This is a genomic window from Desemzia sp. FAM 23989 (genome assembly GCF_045528345.1).
Lineage (GTDB): Bacteria > Bacillota > Bacilli > Lactobacillales > Carnobacteriaceae > Desemzia.
Genome location: NZ_JBGQQT010000021.1, coordinates 15,109 through 36,442 on the forward strand (window position 1 = coordinate 15,109; position 21,334 = coordinate 36,442).

20 protein-coding genes and 1 tRNA gene are annotated in these 21,334 nt (G+C 37.8%); 9 read left to right on the forward strand and 12 right to left on the reverse strand.

Annotation, left to right across the window (positions count from 1 at the left end; translation table 11 throughout):
• The first annotated feature begins 150 nt into the window (after positions 1-150).
• Complete coding sequence (locus tag ACEN36_RS10790) at positions 151-1,167, forward strand: PTS transporter subunit IIC (RefSeq protein ID WP_407126574.1); 1,017 nt, start codon at positions 151-153, stop codon at positions 1,165-1,167.
• Between the two features lie 90 nt (positions 1,168-1,257).
• Here the strand turns inward: ACEN36_RS10790 and ACEN36_RS10795 are convergent, their stop codons facing one another.
• The 4 genes from ACEN36_RS10795 to ACEN36_RS10810 all read right to left on the reverse strand — a co-directional run bounded on the left by ACEN36_RS10795 (position 1,258) and on the right by ACEN36_RS10810 (position 2,838).
• Complete coding sequence (locus ACEN36_RS10795; RefSeq protein ID WP_079651025.1) at positions 1,258-1,470, reverse strand: hypothetical protein; 213 nt, start codon at positions 1,468-1,470, stop codon at positions 1,258-1,260.
• Positions 1,471-1,820: 350 nt separating this feature from the next.
• Complete coding sequence (locus tag ACEN36_RS10800) at positions 1,821-2,102, reverse strand: hypothetical protein (RefSeq protein ID WP_407103069.1); 282 nt, start codon at positions 2,100-2,102, stop codon at positions 1,821-1,823.
• Positions 2,103-2,256: 154 nt separating this feature from the next.
• Positions 2,257-2,667 (reverse strand): hypothetical protein, encoded by a 411-nt coding sequence (locus ACEN36_RS10805; RefSeq protein WP_407103068.1) that lies wholly within the window; start codon positions 2,665-2,667, stop codon positions 2,257-2,259.
• Positions 2,668-2,765: 98 nt separating this feature from the next.
• A tRNA-Val gene (locus tag ACEN36_RS10810) sits at positions 2,766-2,838 on the reverse strand.
• A gap of 208 nt (positions 2,839-3,046) precedes the next feature.
• Between ACEN36_RS10810 and ACEN36_RS10815 the strand changes: the two genes are divergently transcribed.
• The gene (locus ACEN36_RS10815) at positions 3,047-3,562 is read left to right on the forward strand and encodes a helix-turn-helix domain-containing protein (RefSeq protein ID WP_407103067.1); all 516 of its coding nucleotides are present in this window, start codon (positions 3,047-3,049) and stop codon (positions 3,560-3,562) included.
• 3 nt (positions 3,563-3,565) lie between these two features.
• Here the strand turns inward: ACEN36_RS10815 and ACEN36_RS10820 are convergent, their stop codons facing one another.
• Complete coding sequence (locus tag ACEN36_RS10820) at positions 3,566-4,048, reverse strand: DUF5626 family protein (protein WP_407103066.1); 483 nt, start codon at positions 4,046-4,048, stop codon at positions 3,566-3,568.
• Positions 4,049-4,319: 271 nt separating this feature from the next.
• Between ACEN36_RS10820 and ACEN36_RS10825 the strand changes: the two genes are divergently transcribed.
• The 6 genes from ACEN36_RS10825 to ACEN36_RS10850 all read left to right on the forward strand — a co-directional run bounded on the left by ACEN36_RS10825 (position 4,320) and on the right by ACEN36_RS10850 (position 9,953).
• The gene (locus ACEN36_RS10825) at positions 4,320-4,484 is read left to right on the forward strand and encodes a hypothetical protein (protein WP_407097283.1); all 165 of its coding nucleotides are present in this window, start codon (positions 4,320-4,322) and stop codon (positions 4,482-4,484) included.
• Between the two features lie 93 nt (positions 4,485-4,577).
• A complete protein-coding gene (locus tag ACEN36_RS10830; protein WP_407103065.1) occupies positions 4,578-5,111 on the forward strand; it encodes a hypothetical protein in 534 nt (177 codons plus the stop codon).
• A gap of 151 nt (positions 5,112-5,262) precedes the next feature.
• Positions 5,263-5,760, forward strand: coding sequence for an AI-2E family transporter (locus ACEN36_RS10835; protein ID WP_407103064.1), 498 nt, complete (start codon positions 5,263-5,265; stop codon positions 5,758-5,760).
• Positions 5,761-5,934: 174 nt separating this feature from the next.
• Complete coding sequence (locus tag ACEN36_RS10840) at positions 5,935-7,464, forward strand: chloride channel protein (protein ID WP_407126575.1); 1,530 nt, start codon at positions 5,935-5,937, stop codon at positions 7,462-7,464.
• A 114-nt stretch (positions 7,465-7,578) separates the two neighbouring features.
• Positions 7,579-8,835, forward strand: coding sequence for a cytochrome P450 (locus ACEN36_RS10845; protein WP_407097279.1), 1,257 nt, complete (start codon positions 7,579-7,581; stop codon positions 8,833-8,835).
• Positions 8,836-9,131: 296 nt separating this feature from the next.
• The gene (locus ACEN36_RS10850; protein WP_407103061.1) at positions 9,132-9,953 is read left to right on the forward strand and encodes a ZIP family metal transporter; all 822 of its coding nucleotides are present in this window, start codon (positions 9,132-9,134) and stop codon (positions 9,951-9,953) included.
• Positions 9,954-10,079: 126 nt separating this feature from the next.
• On the opposite strand, the gene ACEN36_RS10855 is transcribed toward ACEN36_RS10850, so the two are convergent.
• The 4 genes from ACEN36_RS10855 to mnmE form a co-directional block, all read right to left on the reverse strand.
• Positions 10,080-11,456, reverse strand: coding sequence for a Xaa-Pro aminopeptidase (locus ACEN36_RS10855; RefSeq protein ID WP_407103060.1), 1,377 nt, complete (start codon positions 11,454-11,456; stop codon positions 10,080-10,082).
• A 345-nt stretch (positions 11,457-11,801) separates the two neighbouring features.
• A complete protein-coding gene (locus tag ACEN36_RS10860; RefSeq protein ID WP_407126576.1) occupies positions 11,802-11,930 on the reverse strand; it encodes a hypothetical protein in 129 nt (42 codons plus the stop codon).
• Positions 11,931-12,016: 86 nt separating this feature from the next.
• Positions 12,017-13,906: a tRNA uridine-5-carboxymethylaminomethyl(34) synthesis enzyme MnmG gene (gene mnmG / locus ACEN36_RS10865; RefSeq protein ID WP_407097276.1), complete on the reverse strand. Its 1,890-nt coding sequence runs from the start codon at positions 13,904-13,906 to the stop codon at positions 12,017-12,019.
• Positions 13,907-13,938: 32 nt separating this feature from the next.
• A complete protein-coding gene (mnmE, locus tag ACEN36_RS10870; RefSeq protein WP_407097275.1) occupies positions 13,939-15,327 on the reverse strand; it encodes a tRNA uridine-5-carboxymethylaminomethyl(34) synthesis GTPase MnmE in 1,389 nt (462 codons plus the stop codon).
• 343 nt (positions 15,328-15,670) lie between these two features.
• Between mnmE and treR the strand changes: the two genes are divergently transcribed.
• Entirely contained in the window at positions 15,671-16,384 is a 714-nt protein-coding gene (treR, locus tag ACEN36_RS10875) for a trehalose operon repressor (RefSeq protein ID WP_407097274.1), read from the forward strand.
• Between the two features lie 529 nt (positions 16,385-16,913).
• On the opposite strand, the gene treC is transcribed toward treR, so the two are convergent.
• The 3 genes from treC to jag all read right to left on the reverse strand — a co-directional run bounded on the left by treC (position 16,914) and on the right by jag (position 21,329).
• Positions 16,914-18,569, reverse strand: a complete 1,656-nt coding sequence (gene treC, locus ACEN36_RS10880) for an alpha,alpha-phosphotrehalase (protein ID WP_407126577.1) — start codon at positions 18,567-18,569, stop codon at positions 16,914-16,916.
• Positions 18,570-18,591: 22 nt separating this feature from the next.
• The gene (gene treP, locus ACEN36_RS10885) at positions 18,592-20,094 is read right to left on the reverse strand and encodes a PTS system trehalose-specific EIIBC component (protein WP_407097272.1); all 1,503 of its coding nucleotides are present in this window, start codon (positions 20,092-20,094) and stop codon (positions 18,592-18,594) included.
• Positions 20,095-20,516: 422 nt separating this feature from the next.
• On the reverse strand, positions 20,517-21,329 hold the full coding sequence (jag, locus tag ACEN36_RS10890; RefSeq protein WP_407097271.1) for an RNA-binding cell elongation regulator Jag/EloR: 813 nt from the start codon (positions 21,327-21,329) through the stop codon (positions 20,517-20,519).
• Positions 21,330-21,334: the final 5 nt, after the last annotated feature.

The window sequence follows — 21,334 nt, forward strand, 5'->3', positions numbered from 1 at the left end:
ATTTAGTTGAGTCCTTGTTCGCGTACACGGGCTTAGCTTTAGTAATGAAGCAAGCCTGAACGATTTGGGGCTTGCTTCTTTTTTTATTTCGTTTTTTACCTAGATGACATAAAAGACCAAAACTATCACTAAAAATGGAGGGCAACAAGTATGAAAAAATATTTAGTAGATCGCATGTACAAGGCATCATCAGGAATAGCCAATGCTATTTTCGTCACCATCGGTATCGGCTTATTGTTAGAAACTATTGGCAACATGACTGGTCTCTCTGTTTTAGTGACTATTGGCGTAGCAACGAAAATGCTGATGGCACCAGCAATTGGTGCAGGGATCGCTATTATGCTAGGCGGGAACAACTTGACCCTCTTCAGTGCTATGGCCGCTGGGACGGTAGGTGCAGGTGCTGTTCAAACAACTGCTGATGGGATAATTTCCATTGCTTCAGGAGAACCGATTGGGTGTTTAATCGCAGCTACTATCGCTACGTTTGTCGGAAAACGGATTTCTGGAAAAACTCCATTAGATATGATGGCTATTCCTTTAGCAGCTGTTTTGGTTGGTGGTATCAGCGGGTATTATTTGAATTTTGTGATTTCGCCTTTATTGAATACGATTAGTGCATTTATTTCTGCTTCTGTAGCTGGGTATCTAGTTATCGGTTCTGCTGTCATTGCTGTTGTCGGAGGGCTTGTATTGATGTCGCCAGCTTCTTCCGCTGCAATTGCTATTGCCTTAAACTTAGATCCAGTATCCAGTGCAGCTATGCTGATTGGAACGACTAGTATGTATGTTGCTTTCTCATTTGTATCGTTACGTGAAAATGACCTTGGCGGATTTTTGGCACAATTTGTTTGTACTCCAAAAGTACAATTGCCAAATATCATTAAAAACCCCATGATTCTTGTGGCTCCAACAATTGCCTGTGCAATTGCTGCACCCATTGCAACATCAGTCCTTGGTTTGACTACTGCAAGTGCATTAGGCGGACTGGGATTCTGTTCTTTTATCGCTCCCATTACTATTCTTGGTAACCAAGGTTTGAGCAGCTTCCTTAATTATATGGTGGCTGGTGTAGTTGTTCCATTTGCAGTGACGTTCTTTATCTCATTTGCGATGAACAAATTTGAGTATGTGCGTAAAGGTGATATGGCTTTAGTGGTTAAATAGAGTATTTGTTTTGAATAGTTTATAAAACTTACGCTCCCTCTGCTGAGTTCAGCAAAGGAAGCGTAAATTTTTTTAATAAATATTATCTGACTAATTCTGAAATAAAAACTTCATCCCTAAAATGAAAGAGAACATGGAAAGTACGATATACCTTATTGCATTTAATATTACTTCTAGAAAATATTGATTGGTATCTATTCCATCTTCGCCAATCGTTGGATAGACCATGCCGGTTAAATTAACTAATATTATGACAGCTACTACAATAAAAGCCCATCCTAAAATAGTTTGATACTTTTTCATAACTAAATTCCTTTCCATTTCTTACTTATAAGATGAGAAAATATAGAATATAATGGCTATCTTTAACAAATCAGCAGATAATTAAAAAAAACGCACATAAGAGAGTAATTTCTCACTAGTGCTTGGATAGATATAGGGCCATTCAAAGGAGTAAATTATGAAAATCAAAGTATTCGAAGGTCTTGCCATCTTTACTTGGTTAATGTTGGTATTTTTTGGGCTATTTATACCAATATTCCAAAAGGAACAATGGAATATTTACTAAAAACACTGCCAGTAATACTAGTAGGGATATGGATAATCGGACAGTTTTTTAAAAAATACAAGCAAAAAAATTAAGTTGTTCGACGTCACAGAGAAATCCCGTTGCCCCAAACCGATGCTATAATATCAATTGAAATAATGATAAGAAGCAAAATCACAGTGCGATCTATACCTACTTGATAGTTAGTTCTTTTATCTGAAGGTTGGCGAGTTAAAGAGACTTCTTCATGCACTTGCATCGCTGTAAAAAACAGTATAAAAAATGAAACTATCGTTACTTCAGATACAGGTGTTTTTAAAAAATAATACACTATTCCAGGAATCATTATAATCAAAAACAATACTTTTAGTATGTACATTTTATTCATTTAACCATCTCCTTATAAATGATATGATTAAAAAAAATATTAAATCGGTGAACTCTTTTATCCTGTAGTTTAATTTCTTAAAAACAGTAAGCACCTAACAGTTTACATACACGCAACCATTAGTTGCTAGTACAGAAAACTCACTTATTTTGATTTAATTGATTCCCGTAACTTCATCAAAATATACCGATAGTCCATTTATCTGAACATCAATAACTTCATGTTCAGGTGCCAAGATCAATTTGTATACATGCTGCTTCAGCTCTTCATCTTGTTGATCTGCTACTTCTAATAAAATATTTAAAGTATCTTCATTGGTTTCAGTATCCGCCGTCACTGTCCCTACAGAATGAAAGACAACATAATAAGCATCCTCATCAAAAGAAATCAATTGCAGCCTATGATCAGGATTGGCGATTTCTTGTACCTCATTAGGAATCTTTTTCATTTCGCTGATACCGACAGCAGGCGAACTGCAAGCAGCTAACAGGATTAACACGCCAAAAATAACCACTATCCAACAAATTATCTTTTTCAATGTAAGCCTATTCATTATTTTACTCATTAAATACACTCCTGTTCTCAGCTCAGAATCTTCAAAAAAATAAAACAAAAAACAGCAACGACTTTTAAGAGAAAAAACCATTGCTGTTTTATAATTGATGGTCCCTACTGGGCTCGAACCAGCGACCCCCACCTTGTCGAGGTGATGCTCTCCCAACTGAGCTAAGGAACCAATTTTTTGTTCATTGTTACACAATCCTTAATCAGTATACCCTAAAAATAATCGTTCGTAAATACTACAGTATAAAAATAATTTATGTGGTGTTACATGCTCTATTATTTGCAGCACCCAACAAGTGCTAAAGTGCAACTAATAAATGATAGTCATTAAGCTTTAATTTCGGTATGATAAACATGAATAAGATACAAGGAGGAAGAAAATGGCCTTAGGTGAAAGATTAAAGGAAAGCAGAGTCAACAAAGGATATTCTCAAGGTGATGTAGCAGAACTCTTACATATTTCAAGACAATCCATCTCAAAATGGGAAAATGGCAATAGTTACCCTGATTTAGATAATTTAGTAAAGTTAAGCAACTACTACGAAGTTTCCATCGATGAATTACTAAAAGAGAATCAAGAATTTAAAAAGAAAATAGCAGAAAATGAAGTTAAAATTGAGGAAAATTACCAAAAATTGGATTTCATTCGTGGAAATTCTGGCAAAGATGAAGGTCTTATGCTGTTAATCCTTGCTTTTATAGGTTGTTTAATTGCACCTTTAGGGTTTATTGTGGCTCCATTCCTCATCAAGCGCAACAAAAAAACAAACACACTCTATAAGTTGGTGTACTTAGCATGTGCTTGTTGTTTATTCGTTAATGTATTTGTTGTGTATAGTGCTGTCGGCGACTATATGGGCTGGGGCACAACAACTGTTGAATATCTTGGCGATTAATAACTAGTACGTGATGACAATATTACTGCCAGATAATTTAGCTCTCAAATTTATAGAAGATTCTACAAGCAGCACCGTTCTCTTTAAATAATAAGTGGCTTGTGTAGGACTATCTACTTTTAGTTGCAAGCTTTTAAAACTTCCAATTAAAGCTGTTGCCGAAGCAGAATGTGCTCTTGTAATTTTCTGATTGCTTATGTCAATTTTATAGCTTGCCTTCCACTGTAAGGGTCTTTCTTTAGTAATTTTATAGGTACCATTCTTGACGTTGCTTGCCCTCATAAAAAATTGCGGCTCTTCTTCAACACTAATGATATACGTCTCCCCTAGATCGCCTTCAACTTCAAATTGTTGCATCCCGCCTTGGTTTATATCATAAAAAACACTGTTATAGGGTGATGGAAAAGTCTCTTCAGCGTGCACCTTCGTTGTAGTGACCAAACTAAAAAAAGTAACACAATTTAAAAGAAAAACTATTTTTTTCAACTAAATCCCTCCAAATATATTTTATAATAACATATAAAATATAACAGATAAGTTCGCATTAATAACTACTTATTTTAATTTAAGTGAACAATTATTAACTTCCCACTTCGAATAAAACTTACAATAAGTAAAAAAATCCCTCTTAAAATTAAATTTCTTTTCTTTTGACACTTCAGCAACCATTGAGTGCTAAAAAGCAACTGATGGCTTATAGTCATTGCTGATTACTTTCAGTATGATAGTTAAAAGAGCGAAAGAGGAGAAATAAATTATGAAAGAAGTCATTTTTCTTACGTGTGTTTCGATCATTTTAGGAGGATCTTATATTCTTTTTGAAGTATGTATTGGAAGTAATTTAGTAACCTTCCTTATTTCGATCATTTTAATATTGGTTATCTTTCAACTAGCTTGCCAATATATCGATAAAAAGAATTAACTCCTATAAAACCAATCATTGTTTAAATTTTTAGTGTCTACATGTGTTATAATAAACCAAAAGAAAGCGGATTCTGTACTGGAGGGATAAGATATGTTTGGTCTTTTGATACTACTTGTCGTCATTGGAATATTTGTTTATTCTGCTAAACAAGGTGATGAGTCCTCACTGTTAGGAACTCAGTTTAATACGGTAGTTGCTTTTCAAGAGGACTATTATGCAGATATTAGAAGTTACGAATTATTTAGGAAGGTTGCTAAGTGGGAAAAAAGCGGCCAACTGTCATTTAAAGGAAATATCACCATTCCCAAATCAGATCTTGTCCAATTGATTTATACAGAATTAAACATTCCTAAAGACCAGTTTAAAGTGATTTTTTTTCAAAATAATACGACTAAACTTGATTACATTCTAACCTTTACCACTATACCTAAACCTTTAATAGAGGAACAGCCTCTGTTAGAAATACTGGGCATTTGGGAAAATTATGGGAAAAATAGTTATAGAATAGCGACTTCTCTATCTGAAGAAAAATTTAGAGAACTGATAGCACAAGAACTTTCTATTCCTGAGGATAGTTTTACTATCCATAATGCCGCAAGTTTTGTCTGGTCAGGTTTGTTGTGATTTTTCTATTTATTTCATACAAGATAGAGATTCATTTTTATTTCCCAGGAAATAATCCTGCAAAATTCAATGCTCAAACCTTAGACTGAGTAAAATAGGAAAGCTTCGTGTTATACTACACCTACTAATTCATCAAGAGAGGGATTTGAAAATGGATAAATGGGCTTATTATTTAAGAGAAATTTTGTATGCTACTGGGAAAGGAATCAAAGGTTTCCTGATTGCCCAACTAAAACTTTCTGTATTAACGTTTGTTTTACTGTGTATCGGATTTGTAGTTATCGGAATTGACTGGTGGGGATTAAAAGCTCTAGGTATCGCTATTGTAGATATGATTCCAATTTTAGGCAGTGGAATCATCATGCTTCCTTGGGCCATCATTCGAGCTTTAATGGGCGATGGAGATGTCGCTTGGAAAATTGCCGTGCTTTACGTCGTCATTTTGCTGGTACGCCAATTCGCAGAACCGTATCTGACTGGAAAACAAATTGGGGTTCGTCCGCTGTACACATTCCTGTCTACCATCGTCTGTGTGTTGATTTTTGGACCGATTGGAGCGCTTTTAGGGGCAGTCGTAGCGATTATCATCAAAGCGATCTTTAGCGTCCGCGATATGCATCAGGTGATAGAAGAAACAGATTACAAATAATTTGACGTACACAAGCGACAGCCGCTAAAAAAGGCTCAACACTGGAGGAATATCCAGTTTTGAGCCTTTTTTTATTGACTGTTCAAGAAAACGCCCTGTTTTAGCTGAATGAAAAGTAGTAGTATAGAAAGTAGAGTCTAAAAGTCAGTTTTATAGAGAAAGGACCTCGTTATCGTGAAAAAATTATTTTCTGCACTTGCTGACCGCCGTATCCGATACATCACTAAAGGGATTGTGGTAGGTATTTTTGCAGGTATAGTTGTCAGTTTATTTCGTTTAGGAGTAGAACTTATTCTTGAACATATGCTTAATTTGTATTCATTTTTCCATGAACAACCATTATGGTTGATTCCTTGGGTGTTGGTTTCAATCGTTACAGCAATCATTATTGGTTTATTTGTCAAAAGCGAACCTCATATCAAAGGGAGTGGTATTCCGCAAGTAGAAGGCCAAGTCCAAGGTGTGATCCAGGTCAAGTGGTGGCCTATTTTGTGGAAAAAATTTATCAGCGGACTACTAGCGATTGGATCAGGTCTGTTTCTTGGAAGAGAAGGTCCTTCAATCCAATTGGGAGCATCTGTGGGCTTAGGAGTTAGCCAGTTGACTCATGGGGATGAGACGGAGGAAAATGTCCTCTTATCTAGTGGCGCTGGAGCGGGTTTAGCGGCCGCATTCAACGCTCCCATCGCAGGATTGATGTTTGTATTGGAAGAAGTACATCACAATTTCTCCCCTGTAGTCGCAATCACCACCTTTACTTCAGCTATAGTCGCTAATTTTGTATCTTTGACTATTTTTGGTTTAACCCCGGTGTTGGACATTGGTCCTGTACTTTCGCTGCCGTTAGAATACTACATCTATTTGCCGATATTAGGAATCGTGTTAGGCTTTTGTGGTTGGTTTTACAACAAAGTCTTATTAGATGTACTGCCTAAATTTTATCAGCTTTTTTCATTTATACCTGTCTATTTTAATTCAGTGATTCCTCTTTTATTCTTGATCCCGATCACCTTTTATTTGCCTGAACTGGTTGGCGGAGGAAGCGGGATCGTTGTGAACCTACCTGAATGGAATCTATCATTAGCCATCTTATTTGGCTTATTTATTTTTAGATTTATTTTTTCAATGGCCTCTTATGGTGCTCATGTTCCAGGCGGTATTTTCTTGCCTATTTTATCTTTAGGTGCCATTATTGGAGCGTTGTTCGCCCAACTATTGGTCCTTTATTTTCAAATGGAACCTCTGTTTGTGACGCATTTTATTTTATTTGCTATGGCAGGTTACTTTACCGCTATTGGTAAAGCTCCATTAACAGCTATTTTATTGGTAACAGAGATGGTAGGTGGATTGAATCAATTGATGCCATTAGCGGTCGTTGCCTTAATCGCTTATGTAACAGCTGACTTTTTAGGGTCTAAACCCATTTATGAAAGTTTATTGGAAAAATTGATTCCTTCCAGCACGAATGTCACTCTCCATAAACCCTACTCTTTTGTTCATCCTGTTGAGCCTGATAGTTCTTTAGCTGGCAAATCGATCAAAGAAGTCGCTTGGCCTAAAGAAATGGTAATCACATCCTTGCGTAGAGGGAGCGAATACCATGTTCCTCATGGAGAAACTTTGATTCATGTTGGAGATCACTTGGTCATTGCTTGCGATTTGAAGTCAGCAGGTATGGTCCAACAAACATTAAACGAATACTAGCTCTAATTTTCACATGAGAGATACAGTTCTCCAACTGTATCTCTCTTTTTCAAGCTCTTTAGTTGACTCCATTCCTAGAAAAAAATATGCTTTGAATTAAGGGAGGAATTTAATATGACTCATACTCAAGAGATACCTAAAGAAGAAGGATTGGATCATTCATTGGATGTATTGAAAGAAGGTTATGCTTATTTTCTGGAAAGACGTAAAAAACTTGATACGGATGTATTTGAAACGACTGTATTGGGACAAAAAACGTATTGTCTAGGTGGAGAAGCAGGTGCTGAACTGTTTTATGATACTTCTAAATTTAAAAGAGAAAATGCCATGCCGAAACCTATCCAAAAAGTACTTACTGGCGAACATGGAGTGCAGTCACTGGATGGAGAAGAACACGAGAATCGTAAAAAAATGTTTATGTCCTTGATGTCGCCTAAAGAATTGGACCGATTAACTGCTATTTTAAACAGCTACTGGAATCAGTATGCCTCTAAATGGAAATCAATGGATCAAGTAGTCTTTTATGAAGAAGTCAAAGAGATTCTTTTCCACACAGCATGTGAATGGGCTGGTGTGCCATTATCTGAAGAAGAGGTGGCCGGTCGTACAAAAGACGTCGCGAATTTATTTGAAACGACCGCTTCTGTCAGTCCCGCTTATTTAAAAGGCAGACATTCTAGGACAAAATCTGAAAAGTGGATTAAAGACCTTGTCCAACAAGTTCGTCATCAAAACTTATCCGTTGAAGAGAATACTGCTCTTTATGTCTTTGCTTGGCATAGAGACACTACTGGAAAGTTACTAGATGAAGATGTTGCAGCAGTCGAAATATTAAATATTATTCGTCCAATCGTTGCTATTTCGATCTATGCAGCTTTTACAGCTTTGGCCTTGATTCAGTTTCCCACTGCAGCAGAAACATTGAACTCACAAAATCCTGCAGACTACCAGCACTTTGTCCAAGAGGTGCGCCGTTTTTATCCCTTCTTCCCTTTTCAAGGTGCTTTAACCAAAAAAGATTTCTCTTGGAATGGATACGAATTTAAAAAAGACACCTTAACCATTCTGGATATTTATGGAACCAATCACGATCCAAAAATTTGGAAAGAAGCTCACGAATTTCTACCTGAACGATTTAAAGATTGGAAAGAAAGTCCCTTCTCTTTTATTCCTCAAGGCGGTGGAGACCACTTAGGCGGACATCGGTGTGCCGGAGAATGGATCACGATCAAAGTGATGAATGTATTTTTAGACCACTTGGTCAATCAGCTGCAGTTTTCTGTTCCTGAACAAGACTTAAATTTTAATCTGTCAGAATTTCCTACTATCCCAAATAGTAAAATTATTCTCTCCAACATACATTTCAAGTAATTGTTTATCGTTTTCAGGGCGCTTCAAAATTCCAGAATATCGTTGCTTAATCAGCTAATTGAAGGTGCTTCGCTTCAAATTGAGTCAATTGGAAGTAAAGCATCTTTAATATATTTCTTGCAAAATCCGACAAGTACGTTTAATATAAATTTTAGGCAAGCCTAAACTAATAATAAAATGAAATTATTCTGAATTTAATTTCTTAAATCGAATCCATTATATGGATTCCATTTAAATTTTTAGGCACGCTTTATCTTTAATCTAATAAAAATGGTGTTTATCAAGGAGGAAAGAATATGCTTGAAACATTTTCATCGTTTCACCCTGTACTACAAGCACTTATAGCAGGATTATTTACATGGGGTTGTACAATATTTGGTTCAGCTTTTGTCTTTTTATTTAAGGATATCAATCGCAAATTTCTTGATTCTATGAATGGTTTTGCAGCTGGTGTCATGATTGCTGCATCATTTTGGTCATTACTAGCCCCCTCTATTTCTTATGCAGAACAAAATGGTTACGGCACTTGGTCTTGGGTTCCAGCAGCAGTTGGGTTTTTAGTGGGAGGATTCTTTTTAAGATTGATCGATGTGGTCATTCCCCATCTGCATTTGGAAGAACCTATCGAACATAGTGAAGGTCCAAAAACAAAAGCTTCCAAAAATTTATTGCTCTTTTTAGCCGTTACGATTCACAACATTCCTGAAGGGTTGTCTGTAGGGGTTGCTTTTGGAGCAACTGTTGCAGGAGCAGCTAATGGAGATGCTTTCTTAAGCGCGATTGGACTTGCTTTAGGAATCGGGATTCAAAATATACCAGAAGGCTCCGCTTTGTCCATGCCGATTCGTGCTGCTGGAAACAGCCGTTGGAAAGCCTTTAATCTGGGTCAATTATCCGCTATCGTAGAACCGATTGCTGCTGTTATTGGTGCTGTAGCAGTTATCTCCATGGCAGCTATCTTACCTTATGCCTTAGCATTTGCTGCAGGAGCTATGATCTTCGTAGTAGTAGAACAATTGATTCCTGAATCTCAAACAAATGGGAACAATGATATTGCTACCCTGTCCTTAATGATTGGATTTGCTGTGATGATGGTTCTAGACGTTGCTTTAGGTTAAAAAAAACTGCTCCCTATAATGAACAAGCTTTTAACAAGCTGTTTCTTATAGGGGGCAGTTTGTGCGTTTCTTTAGATAAAAGGTTTTTGGTTGAAACAAGTTCAGTATTTTTTAGTAATAGTCCATTTAGTTTTCTTTTATCCCTAACGCGAAATCCTTATTGAGTAAGAACGGACGATAGTACCCTAATGTACTCGCTAGAGGAAGAACTGATGCGTCTAATTGAATATTCAACTCTTCGGCTAAATAGTTCCTTCTTGCCTCAATACGCTTCCACAATTTCGGATAATTAGATGCAATCTCTTTTCTTAATTGCTCATCCGCTAAAGCAACGGTGCTTTCTGCTGAAATGCCATTGTGTCCTTCTTGTGAAGGGATAAAATCAACTTGAAATATCATTCCGCTTTGAATAGTTGCTTTTGAACCAGCATAAAAGGGCGAGGACAACCATTCTTCATCAGCTGTTAGATGTCCTGGACACAATTCCCAACCGTATGTTGCTTGAGGATAAAACTTTTCAAATTCTTGGTAAAAATCCCCACCATTTTTTCCGATCTCAATATTTTGAAGCCAGAAGTGATAGGCCGAAAAATAAGGTTTTACTACTTCATCAAAATAATTTTTGTCTACAGCTTCCAATTCATCTCTATTGGATACAGCGTAACCTGATCGGCTAGACAAACCACCTCTATATCCTACTGTTAAGGCAACTTTTTCGCCTTTTTCTAGTTTATTATCGGTAGGGTATAAATTCCCCTTCACAAAACGAGGACCAAATGCTGAAATGGTGACAACGTTATTGTATTGCCCAGCGCGATTCAAATAGTTCCCTATTTCTGTTTCCACGACTCCAACTTGCAGCTTGTTCATACTTTCTAGTACACCGTCTGAAGCTAAGGAAGCTCCAAATTCATAATGAGCTATCTCATTTGCATTGTTTGTGGTACGTGCTCCATCTACAGGACCGATAAATAAGCCGGTAGCGTTGTGTAACTTATCATCTGTTACAATCGATCGAACAGCTTCAAGAACAAAATACGGTAGATCAAATGACTTGCCTAAAGTGTCCGGCATCAGTTTCCAGCCTACCAGTCCTACTTTTTCGCTTTTATCTAACGAAACCTTTTTTAAACATTCTGTTAATTCACTACTGTCTCCCATTGGCTGATTAGGCAGAGAAAATAATGAGCATTTCTGCCCTTCTGCTTTAATACGCGAATAGGAAACTTTATTAGAGTTCTCATTTCCTAAAATCAAATGAGCGCTCCCGTCTGCATTAAAAACCAATAAAGCTTCTTCAAAGCGAGGAATAAAACCAACTAAATACTCAAAGTTGCTCCCATGTTCTTTATCTGCATAAATAATCAAAGAACTATAGCCAAAATCTTTCATCAATTGTCTCACTTTTTGCTTCCGCTCTTCAATCGTTTCATCCGTCAACATAACAGGAATACCTGAATGATCCAAAATAGGTGCTTTCACTTTCATAACATCGATTTTCATTCTTCTTTCTCTTCCTTTCTTTGAGAACGCTAACTTAACCTACATTATATCATATTCGACCATTATTTTGCCCTCATTCCTGAAAGTTACCTTTTAGCTGCGTCAGCCTTCTTATTTAGAGCGAAAAAACAGGCCCCACTAAGAAAAATTGTTTTCTTAGTGGCACCTGTTTGATTTTCGCCATAACTCACAGTTGAATTTTGATTCTACAACATTTGACGTTGGTAAGTAGAAAATACACTTCTTTCTAACTCTAAATCTATTAGAAACTCAGTTCTAGAAATTTCTGGAGGAATATGGGGTTGCTTATAGCCATGAAAAGGATGCAATGAGAATTACCCCGAGTTAAGCTTCAGCTTTTACTCGGGGTTTGTTCTCCGCTGCGCTGCGCATACCATATCCGTACGTTGCTAGCGCTCCAACCAACGGCTTCGGCAAAGCTTGCAAGTCTTGAAGACGCGGTTTTCGGCTCAAGGCATTCCCATGGCGTTCTATAAGCGACCCCATAGGCCGGAGGAAATTTCTTTACCAACGTTAGAAGATGAAGAGACTAAATTTTCTTACACTTTTGCGATTTTTCCTTGTTCTACATAAACCATCAATATCGAAATATCAGAAGGATTTACACCACTGATCCGGCTTGCTTGAGCAATCGTTTCAGGTTGAATCTTAATCAATTTTTCTTTCGCTTCTGTAGCTAAACCATTGATGGCACGGTAATCAATATTTTCAGGAATACGTTTGTTTTCCATGCGTTTCAGTTTATCCACTTTATTAACTGCTTTTGCAATGTAACCTTCATATTTCACTTGAATAGAGACTTGTTCTTGCACATCTTCAGGCAATTCAATATCATCTCCAGCAAAGTACATCAAATCTTGGAAGCTGATCTCTGGACGACGCAAGAAATCGATCGCTAAAATACCATCTTTCAACGGTGCTTTTCCTTTTTCTGCTAAGAAAGCTTGGATCTCAGCTGTAGGTTTTAACCGAATGTTGCTTAATCGTTCTACTTCGCCTTCGATTTGAGCCTTTTTCACTAAAAATGTATCGTAACGTTCTTGTGTGACTAAACCAATATCGTAACCTAATTGAGTCAGACGTAAATCAGCATTGTCATGACGCAATAATAAACGGTATTCAGCGCGAGACGTTAACAAACGATACGGCTCATTCGTTCCTTTTGTCACCAAGTCATCAATCATCACGCCAATGTACCCTTCACTGCGTTTCAATATTACCGGTTCTTTTCCTTGAACCTTCAACGCCGCATTAATACCAGCAATAATCCCTTGTCCAGCTGCTTCTTCATAACCAGATGTTCCGTTCATTTGACCAGCTGTAAATAAATTTTCAATTTTCTTCGTTTCTAAAGATGGACGTAATTGGTATGGAGTGATTACATCATACTCAATCGCATATCCTGTACGCATCATACGAGCATTTTCCAAACCGGCAATGGAATGTAAAATCTCTTCTTGAACATCTTCAGGGAGTGACGTAGATAAGCCTTGAACATAAACTTCCTCTGTGTTCCGGCCTTCTGGTTCTAAGAACAATTGATGACGTGGTTTATCGCTGAAACGTACGATTTTATCCTCGATCGATGGACAGTAACGTGCGCCTACACCTTCAACGATTCCTGTGAACATCGGTGCACGGTGCAAATTATTCTGAATAATCTCATGCGTTCTTTCATTCGTATACGTTAAGAAACAAGACAACTGATCTTTCAAATACGCACTGTTTGGCGTTTCATAACTAAAATGATTGGCTTCTTCATCACCCGGTTGTTCAGTTGTGACACTGTAATCGATTGTTGAAGCATTTACACGCGGTGGCGTTCCTGTTTTGAATCGGTTCAATTCAAAGCCGTGCTCCAATAAACTTTCAGATAATTTGATCGAAGGTTGAGAATTGTTGGGACCTGAAGAATATTTCAGTTCTCCAATAATAATTTCTCCGCGTGAAGATGTCCCAGCAGTTAAGATAACTGCTCCAGCTCGATAAACAGCACCAGTATTGGTGATAATTCCTTTTACGACGCGATCTTCAATGACTAATTCTTCAGCTATCCCTTGTTTTAAATCCAAGTTTTCTTCTTGTTCAATCGTTTTTTTCATTTCATTGGCATACATAAACTTGTCTGCTTGCGCACGTAAAGCTCTAACAGCAGGTCCTTTTGATGTGTTCAACATCCGCATTTGAATATACGTTTTATCGATGTTGCGTCCCATTTCTCCGCCTAATGCATCGATTTCACGTACAACTACACCTTTAGCCGGTCCTCCAATAGAAGGATTACATGGCATAAAAGCAACCATATCCAAATTGATAGTAATCAACAACGTTTTTGAGCCCATGCGTGCTGCAGCTAAGGCAGCTTCTGATCCTGCATGACCTGCTCCAACAACAATAACATCATAATATCCTGCTTCGTATTGGTTCATCTAAACATCCTCTCTTTTTCAACTAAGGCGTCTTATTTTCCTAAACAGAATTGGGAGAATAGTTGCGTCAACAATTCATCCTGAACACTGTCTCCGGTAATTTCACCTAATAAATCCCAACAGCGAGTCATATCGATTTGGACAAGGTCGACAGGCATGCCGTCCTCTACTCCTTCGATCACGCTGTCTAATGCTTCTTCCGCTTCATTCAATAAAGCAATGTGGCGTACGTTCGATACGTAAGTCGCATCTTTTTCTCCCGTGTTTCCTGAGAAAAACAGATCAGCTATTTTTTGTTCCAGTACATCTACTCCTACTTGAGTCAAGACAGACGTTTTAACGATTGTGTCTTCTCCTACTAGGAACTCTAATTGTTCTAAATCTAATTTGTTGGGCAAGTCCATTTTGTTTAAGATAACAATTCGGTTGTTGTGGTTTGTCACTTCGATCAACGCTTTGTCTTCATCGGTCAACGGTTCATTTTGGTTGAACACCAATAAAATCAAATCTGCGTCTACTAACGCTTTACGACTACGTTCAACACCGATTCGTTCAATGATATCTTCTGTTTCCCTGATTCCCGCCGTATCGATCAATCGTAACGGAACGCCTTTAACACTCACGTACTCTTCAATAACATCCCGTGTCGTCCCCGCTATTTCGGTTACAATTGCTTTTTCTTCACGCAGCAAATGGTTCAACAGGCTGGATTTCCCTACATTTGGACGACCAATGATTGCTGTAGCTAATCCCTCTCTTAAAATTTTCCCTTGACTCGCTGTTTCCAATAATTGCTGGATATGTGCTTTGACTTGCTTCGCTTTTTCGATCAGCAAGATAGAAGTCATTTCTTCTACATCATCATATTCAGGGTAATCAATATTCACTTCTACTTGGGCCAAAGTATCCAATATTTCTGAACGTAAATTGCGAATTAAATTAGACAAGTTTCCGTCCAATTGTTGCAAAGCTACATTCATTGCTTTATCTGTTTTAGCACGTATCAAGTCCATCACAGCTTCTGCTTGAGATAGATCGATTCGACCATTCAAGAAAGCACGTTTCGTAAATTCACCAGGTTCAGCTAAACGAGCGCCATTATGCAATACCGTTTGCAATACTTGATTGACAGCTAATATCCCGCCGTGACAGTTGATTTCAACGACATCTTCTCTGGTAAATGTTTTTGGCGCACGCATGATGGTTACCATCACTTCATCGACTGTCTTATTTGTCTTGGGATTAGCGATGTGGCCATAGTGAATCGTATGGCTGTCTTGATCTTTTAATTGTTTTGAACCTAGTTGATAAACACTGTCTGCAATAGTTATCGCGTCTTCTCCACTTAAACGGACGATCCCGATAGCCCCTTCTCCAGGCGGTGTTGAAATAGCTGCAATAGTATCAAATTCTAATGACAAACTCGTTCACTCCTTTATTTTTTTGCACGAAAAAAGTGCCCACTCCACCCCTTGATTTGAACTGTTCAAATTAGAAATGGATAAAGCACTTTGACTACTTTTTATCCTTTAGATAAATTTATTTAATTAGTGAGCATTCTTGTAGAGAACTATAAATCCTACATCCTTAAGCATAATACAAGGTCTCTAACTTTTTGTCAATAAATTCGAAGACTTTTTTTCATATTTTGAAGCAATCTTATCTTTTTTGCCATAAATTCATTTACAACACGCGCCTAGTTAAAGAATTTAGTCTCTAAATGTGGTAAACTATTGATGAATAAAGGATTGCGAGGTTAATGATATGAATAAATTCCATGAAATTTATTTAGACCTTGAGGCAGATATATTAAATCAACGTTACAAACCAGGCGAACTTTTGCCAAGCGAAAACAAACTAGCTGTAAATTACAATGTTTCCCGTGAAACAATACGAAAGGCTTTGGTCTTGTTATTAGAAAGCGGATACATTCAAAAACAGCAAGGAAAAGGCTCCATCGTTTTAGATGTTAAAAGATTTAATTTCCCAGTCTCTGGTTTAACAAGCTATAAAGAACTGCAAGAAACACAACATATAACTGGTAAGACGATTCTGACAGCGAATCAGCGTCAATTACTGCCCAAACACGTTATTCAACAACTCGGTATGCCTGCGGACACAGAAGTCCATTATATTGAACGTCAGCGTCAAGTAGATGGCGAATGCGTGATTTTAGATAAAGACTACTTAATGACCTCCATCATTCCACAGATACCTGATAAAGAAGCTGAAAATTCCTTATACCGTTATATCGAAGATGGATTAGGACTAACAATCGGATACGCTCAAAAAGAATTTACGGTTGAGCCAATTACTAAAGATGACAAGCTATTGATGGACTTACACAACGATTCTCATGTAGTCGTAGTCAGGAGTACGGTATATTTAGAAGACACTCGATTTTTCCAATACACCGAATCCCGCCACAGACTCGATAAATTCAGGTTTGTAGACTTCGCCAGAAGAAAAACACCCTAGAGAGTTGAGCAGAGCGCTTAGACTACTGGCTATAAGAAGAGAGCTGGACAAGGCGTTTAAATTGCCTTGTCCAGCTCGTCTACAGAGCACAAACTAAAACACACTCCCAAAACTATGAACGATTTTGTTCAGCAGGGAGTGTGTTTTGTTGTCTATTTACCTTAAGCGAGCGGACAAAGCCAACTTGTTTAACAACCCTGCCGTTGTCTCTGCTTTTTATGCCTATCAGGAGGGCTGCATTCTCTTACCTGACTTATCGATCTCAAAATCATTGCCACAAGTCAGGTAACTCTTCTTTATCTGACTTGTGGAGATGAAAATCTGAGGCACAAGTCAGCTTTAAGAGATAAACCTGACTTGTGAGTGCCAGAATATTTCTCACAAGTCAGCTAACGGCCTTTTACCACGCTATTGTCCAGAACTTCATACCTGCACTAAGCAAATACCCATTCATTTAACAGAAAACACCCTAAAATGAGACTATAGAGTCCGCATTTTAGGGTGTTCTCATTTTGTTTTGTTCTAACACTTATTTTTCAAACAAGTAAGCTGCCGTTTCATAAGCTCCCAAAGTAATGGAAGAACCTAATGATCGTTCTTCTCCATTACCAATAAGGAATTTACTACTACGGTTTTGAAATTCTTCAGGAACATCAATCGCTACCGGATCAGCATAGAAATGGTTCAGCACTAATAACTGCTGCCCTTCATATTCTCTTACATAAGCGTAGACGTTGGGATGATCCATCATTATTCCACGATAGCTGCCTTCAGAAATAACTTTCATTTCTTTTCTTAAAGCAATCAATCGTTTGTAGTATTCTATAATCGAACCGTTTGCTAATTCATTTTCAACATTGATTTCATGAAAATTATCAGTCACTTTCAACCAAGGTTCCCCAGTTGTAAAACCAGCATTCAATTCATTTGTCCATTGCATCGGTGTGCGACTGTTGTCTCTCGATTTATCTCTGATGATTTCCATAATTTCTTCATGTTGCATACCTTTTTCAGATAGTTCTTTATAGGCATTGAGGGTTTCAACATCCGCAAAATCTTGAATATCGGAATAATTCGGATTGGTCATCCCAATTTCTTCGCCTTGATAAACATAAGGAGTTCCTCTTAGTAAATGAATGGTTTGAGCATGAAGTTTAGCCGAGGCTTCAAAATGATTTACCGGATCCCCAAAGCGACTGATTGATCTGGGTTGGTCATGGTTGTTCCAGAACAAGGCATTCCATCCATTCCCTTTTGACATCCCATCTTGCCACTCATCCAATATTCTCTTTAATTCCATGAAATCAAAGTCCATTTTAGTCCATTTTTCGCCCTCAACGTAATCCACTTTCAAATGATGGAAACTAAAAATCATAGACAGCTCTTCATTTTCTGGATTAGAGTATTGAACTCCATTCGGCACTGTCGTAGAAGACATTTCTCCAACTGTCATGATGTCTTCATATCGGCCAAATGTGCGTTGGTTCAATTCACGCAGAAATTCATGTGCGATTGGTCTGTCAGTATAACGTGCTTTCCCTATACCGTCTTCTGCATCCAACAGTACTTCATCTTTACCGATAACATTGATCACATCAAAACGAAACCCTTTTACGCCTTTTTCCAGCCAGAAGTTCACGATGCTAAAGAGCTCTTCGCGCACTTCAGGATTACGCCAATCTAAGTCAGCTTGGGTAACATCGTAAAGGTGCAGATAATATTGATCAGTATCTCCAAATTTTGACCATGATGGACCTCCGAATTTGGAAGCCCAGTTTGTAGGCAAACTGCCGTCCGCTTTCGCTTCTCTTAAAATATAGTAATCTTGGTATTTCTTCTCTCCAGCCAAAGCTTTTTGAAACCATTCATGTTCTGTAGAAGTATGGTTCAGCACCATATCCAGCATAAGTCCCATACCATTTTCTTTTGCTTTTGATACCAACTCATCAAAATCACTCATCGTTCCAAATAAAGGGTCTATTTCTGTATAATGTGCAACATCATATCCATTATCATTTTGCGGTGAAATAAAGAATGGATTCAGCCACAACATCTCTACCCCTAATTCGGTCAAATAAGGAATTTTTTCAATAACGCCTCTTAAATCTCCAATTCCATTTCCATCCGAATCGTTGAAAGATTTTGGATAAACTTGATAGACGACTTTTTCATGCATGTTACTCACAGAATCCCTGCTTTCTTAAAAATTATGAACCTAACTTAGGTTGTGGTAGATCATCGATTCCCATTTTGCTGAATCGTTTGTTTTTGCTGAATACAAATGTCAATACAAAAGGTACTACGATAGCGATAGCCATACAAACTAGGAAAATTACCCAATATTGATTTTGGATAGACAAGATACCTGGAAGTCCACCAACACCAATTGAGTTTGCTGTTACGTTAAAGATAGATGCGACCAACCCGGCAATTCCTGAACCAATCATCGCTGCAAAGAACGGGTACGCATATTTAATATTGATACCGAACATCGCCGGTTCAGTAACTCCCAAGTAACAAGAAATAGCTGCTGGGATTGAAATATCGCGTTCTTCTTTGTTGTCGCGGTTGATGAAGATAATCGCCAATACTGCTGAACCTTGAGCAATATTAGATAAAGCGATCATCGGCCATAAGTTTGTTCCGCCAAAGTCAGCTACTAACTGCAAGTCGATTGCATTTGTCATATGGTGCAATCCAGTAATAACCAGTGGCGAGTAGAATGTTCCAAATAATAGACCAAACAACCAACTGAATGAACCTGTCAAACCAGAGTAGACAACATTTGAGATCCAGTCTCCAATTTGCCAGCCAATTGGTCCTAAAACCGTGTGAGCAATCAATACTGTCGGTACTAATGCAAATAACGGAACAAAAATCATCGAGATGGCTTGCGGGATGATTTTACGTAAACCCAGTTCCAAGTAAGCCAATACGAAACCAGCCAACATCGCCGGAATAACTTGAGCTTGGTAACCGATCATATCGATTTGGAAGAACCCAAAGTCCCAAAATGGAATCTCTGTTGCTTCAGCTACTCCATAAGCATTTAGTAATTGCGGAGAGACTAAAGTAATACCAAGTACGATTCCAAGAATTTGAGTTGTTCCCATTTTCTTAGCAATACTCCACGTGATTCCTACTGGCAAGAAGTGGAAGATCGCTTCACCAATCAGCCATAAGAAAGAGTTAACCCCATTCCAGAATTGAGATACTTGAACGATCGTATTGTAAATAGGGTCTCCAGCTGCATTAACTTGTGGTACACCATCTACTATTGCTTGTCCAAGTGTTTCCATTGGAATGGCTTCCAAAATATTACGGAACCCTAAAATAAGACCCCCAACAACGATTGCTGGAATAATAGGTGAGAAAACTTCTGCCAATACCGACATTGCACGTTGCAATAGGTTTTGGTTTTGCTTACTGGCTTTTTTCACATCATCTTTTGAAACGCCGGATTTTCCGGAAACCTTTTCAAATTCATTGTAAAAAGTAGCTACATCATTTCCAATAATAACCTGATATTGTCCTGCTTGTGTAAAGGTACCCTTTACTGCTGGAATTTTTTCGATCTTTTTGTTGTCTGCCTTGCTCGGATCGTTCAATACAAACCGCATACGTGTCGCACAATGAGTAACAGCTGAAATGTTATCTGATCCACCAATATCCTCAAGCAACTGTTTTGCATCTTGCTTAAAATCTGCCATCTTGTTTCCTCCTTAAAAAAATGTAATAAGTGCTGAAAAAAATTATTTAACTTGTATATACAAGTTTATTATAACGTTTTTTATTATTATTGCAAGCGTTTTAAAAACAAGTTTCGATTTTGTTCAGCTTTCCTCTACAATAAAGGGATAGATTCACTATTTTTAGATTGTTATTTTCCTTGGTTTGTTGAAATGAGAGAGTGGCTTAAGTGCTCGGACGATGAACTTGTCTGGTTAGCGAAGAGATGTTTACTATGGGGACTTTAAAAGAATGACGGTACCGTAAAACAGTCACAGATACCTTTCACGCTCCTTTCGTTTCTTTAGTTTTAATGTAGCTCGCTTCCCTTATTTATGCAAAAAAAAAGCCTTCATCAAAGTGAATTCTTTGATGAAGACTTCTGCGTTTAAAGATTGAATGATTATATTTGTTTATCCGAAGGTTCTACTACCAAATAACGATGTGGCTCTCTGCCTTCTGAATGAGTGGTTACCCATTCGTTTTGACTGAGATAATAATGTATGACCTTTCTTTCGAAAGCCGGCATAGGTTCTAGGAACACTGGTTGGTTCGTTTGTTCCACTTTTGATGCCGTACGTTCTGCTAAACGTTTTAGAATAGCTTCCCGACGTTCTCGATAATCTCCCACATTGACTACAGCAACCATCTTCGTTTTTGCTTGACGGTGCAGCAATACTTGTGCCAGAGATTGAAGTGCATTCAAAACTTTTCCATGCTTTCCAATGATGACCCCTGCTTTTTGAGAATCTAAATGAAAAATGACTTGTTTTTCTTTTTGCTCAACACTAATGGTCGCTGGAGCACCAAGTTTTGCAACGACATCTACTAAATAATCAGATACCGTCTCAATAGCTTGGCTATCGTTTCTAGTATTGATATCTTCATTGAAGTCAGTGGATTCTTCCATATCATTTACTTCATTAGGACCCTTCTCAGCTTCAGCAGTTATTGTAACATGGGGAAGTTCAGCTTCACTATCTTCAGTCTTTTCTGGTACGGCTTCGTCTGTGTCAGTAAAAATATCCTTTTCTACTCTAACAGCAGATTTATTTCTGACTGTAACGATCGCATCTTTTTGACCGAATCCAAGAAACCCTTTTTTCCCTTCTTCAATAACCTCAATAGAAGCTTCCTCTTTACTAATTCCTAAAGTGCGTAAAGCTTTGTCAACAGCTTCCTCAGCAGTAGGGGCTTTTGCGGTATACTTATCCATATCTA

What these genes read in the sequence shown, in the direction of transcription:
- ACEN36_RS10835 (WP_407103064.1), top strand. Translation starts at nt 5,263, where the DNA reads ATGGATAAATGGGCTTATTATTTAAGAGAAATTTTGTATGCTACTGGG.
- treR (WP_407097274.1), top strand. Translation starts at nt 15,671, where the DNA reads ATGAATAAATTCCATGAAATTTATTTAGACCTTGAGGCAGATATATTA.
- treP (WP_407097272.1), bottom strand. Translation starts at nt 20,094, where the DNA reads ATGGCAGATTTTAAGCAAGATGCAAAACAGTTGCTTGAGGATATTGGT.
- mnmG (WP_407097276.1), bottom strand. Translation starts at nt 13,906, where the DNA reads ATGAACCAATACGAAGCAGGATATTATGATGTTATTGTTGTTGGAGCA.
- ACEN36_RS10805 (WP_407103068.1), bottom strand. Translation starts at nt 2,667, where the DNA reads ATGAGTAAAATAATGAATAGGCTTACATTGAAAAAGATAATTTGTTGG.
- ACEN36_RS10815 (WP_407103067.1), top strand. Translation starts at nt 3,047, where the DNA reads ATGGCCTTAGGTGAAAGATTAAAGGAAAGCAGAGTCAACAAAGGATAT.
- ACEN36_RS10830 (WP_407103065.1), top strand. Translation starts at nt 4,578, where the DNA reads ATGTTTGGTCTTTTGATACTACTTGTCGTCATTGGAATATTTGTTTAT.
- ACEN36_RS10855 (WP_407103060.1), bottom strand. Translation starts at nt 11,456, where the DNA reads ATGAAAATCGATGTTATGAAAGTGAAAGCACCTATTTTGGATCATTCA.
- ACEN36_RS10790 (WP_407126574.1), top strand. Translation starts at nt 151, where the DNA reads ATGAAAAAATATTTAGTAGATCGCATGTACAAGGCATCATCAGGAATA.
- ACEN36_RS10850 (WP_407103061.1), top strand. Translation starts at nt 9,132, where the DNA reads ATGCTTGAAACATTTTCATCGTTTCACCCTGTACTACAAGCACTTATA.
- ACEN36_RS10795 (WP_079651025.1), bottom strand. Translation starts at nt 1,470, where the DNA reads ATGAAAAAGTATCAAACTATTTTAGGATGGGCTTTTATTGTAGTAGCT.
- ACEN36_RS10845 (WP_407097279.1), top strand. Translation starts at nt 7,579, where the DNA reads ATGACTCATACTCAAGAGATACCTAAAGAAGAAGGATTGGATCATTCA.
- ACEN36_RS10800 (WP_407103069.1), bottom strand. Translation starts at nt 2,102, where the DNA reads ATGAATAAAATGTACATACTAAAAGTATTGTTTTTGATTATAATGATT.
- ACEN36_RS10825 (WP_407097283.1), top strand. Translation starts at nt 4,320, where the DNA reads ATGAAAGAAGTCATTTTTCTTACGTGTGTTTCGATCATTTTAGGAGGA.
- jag (WP_407097271.1), bottom strand. Translation starts at nt 21,329, where the DNA reads ATGGATAAGTATACCGCAAAAGCCCCTACTGCTGAGGAAGCTGTTGAC.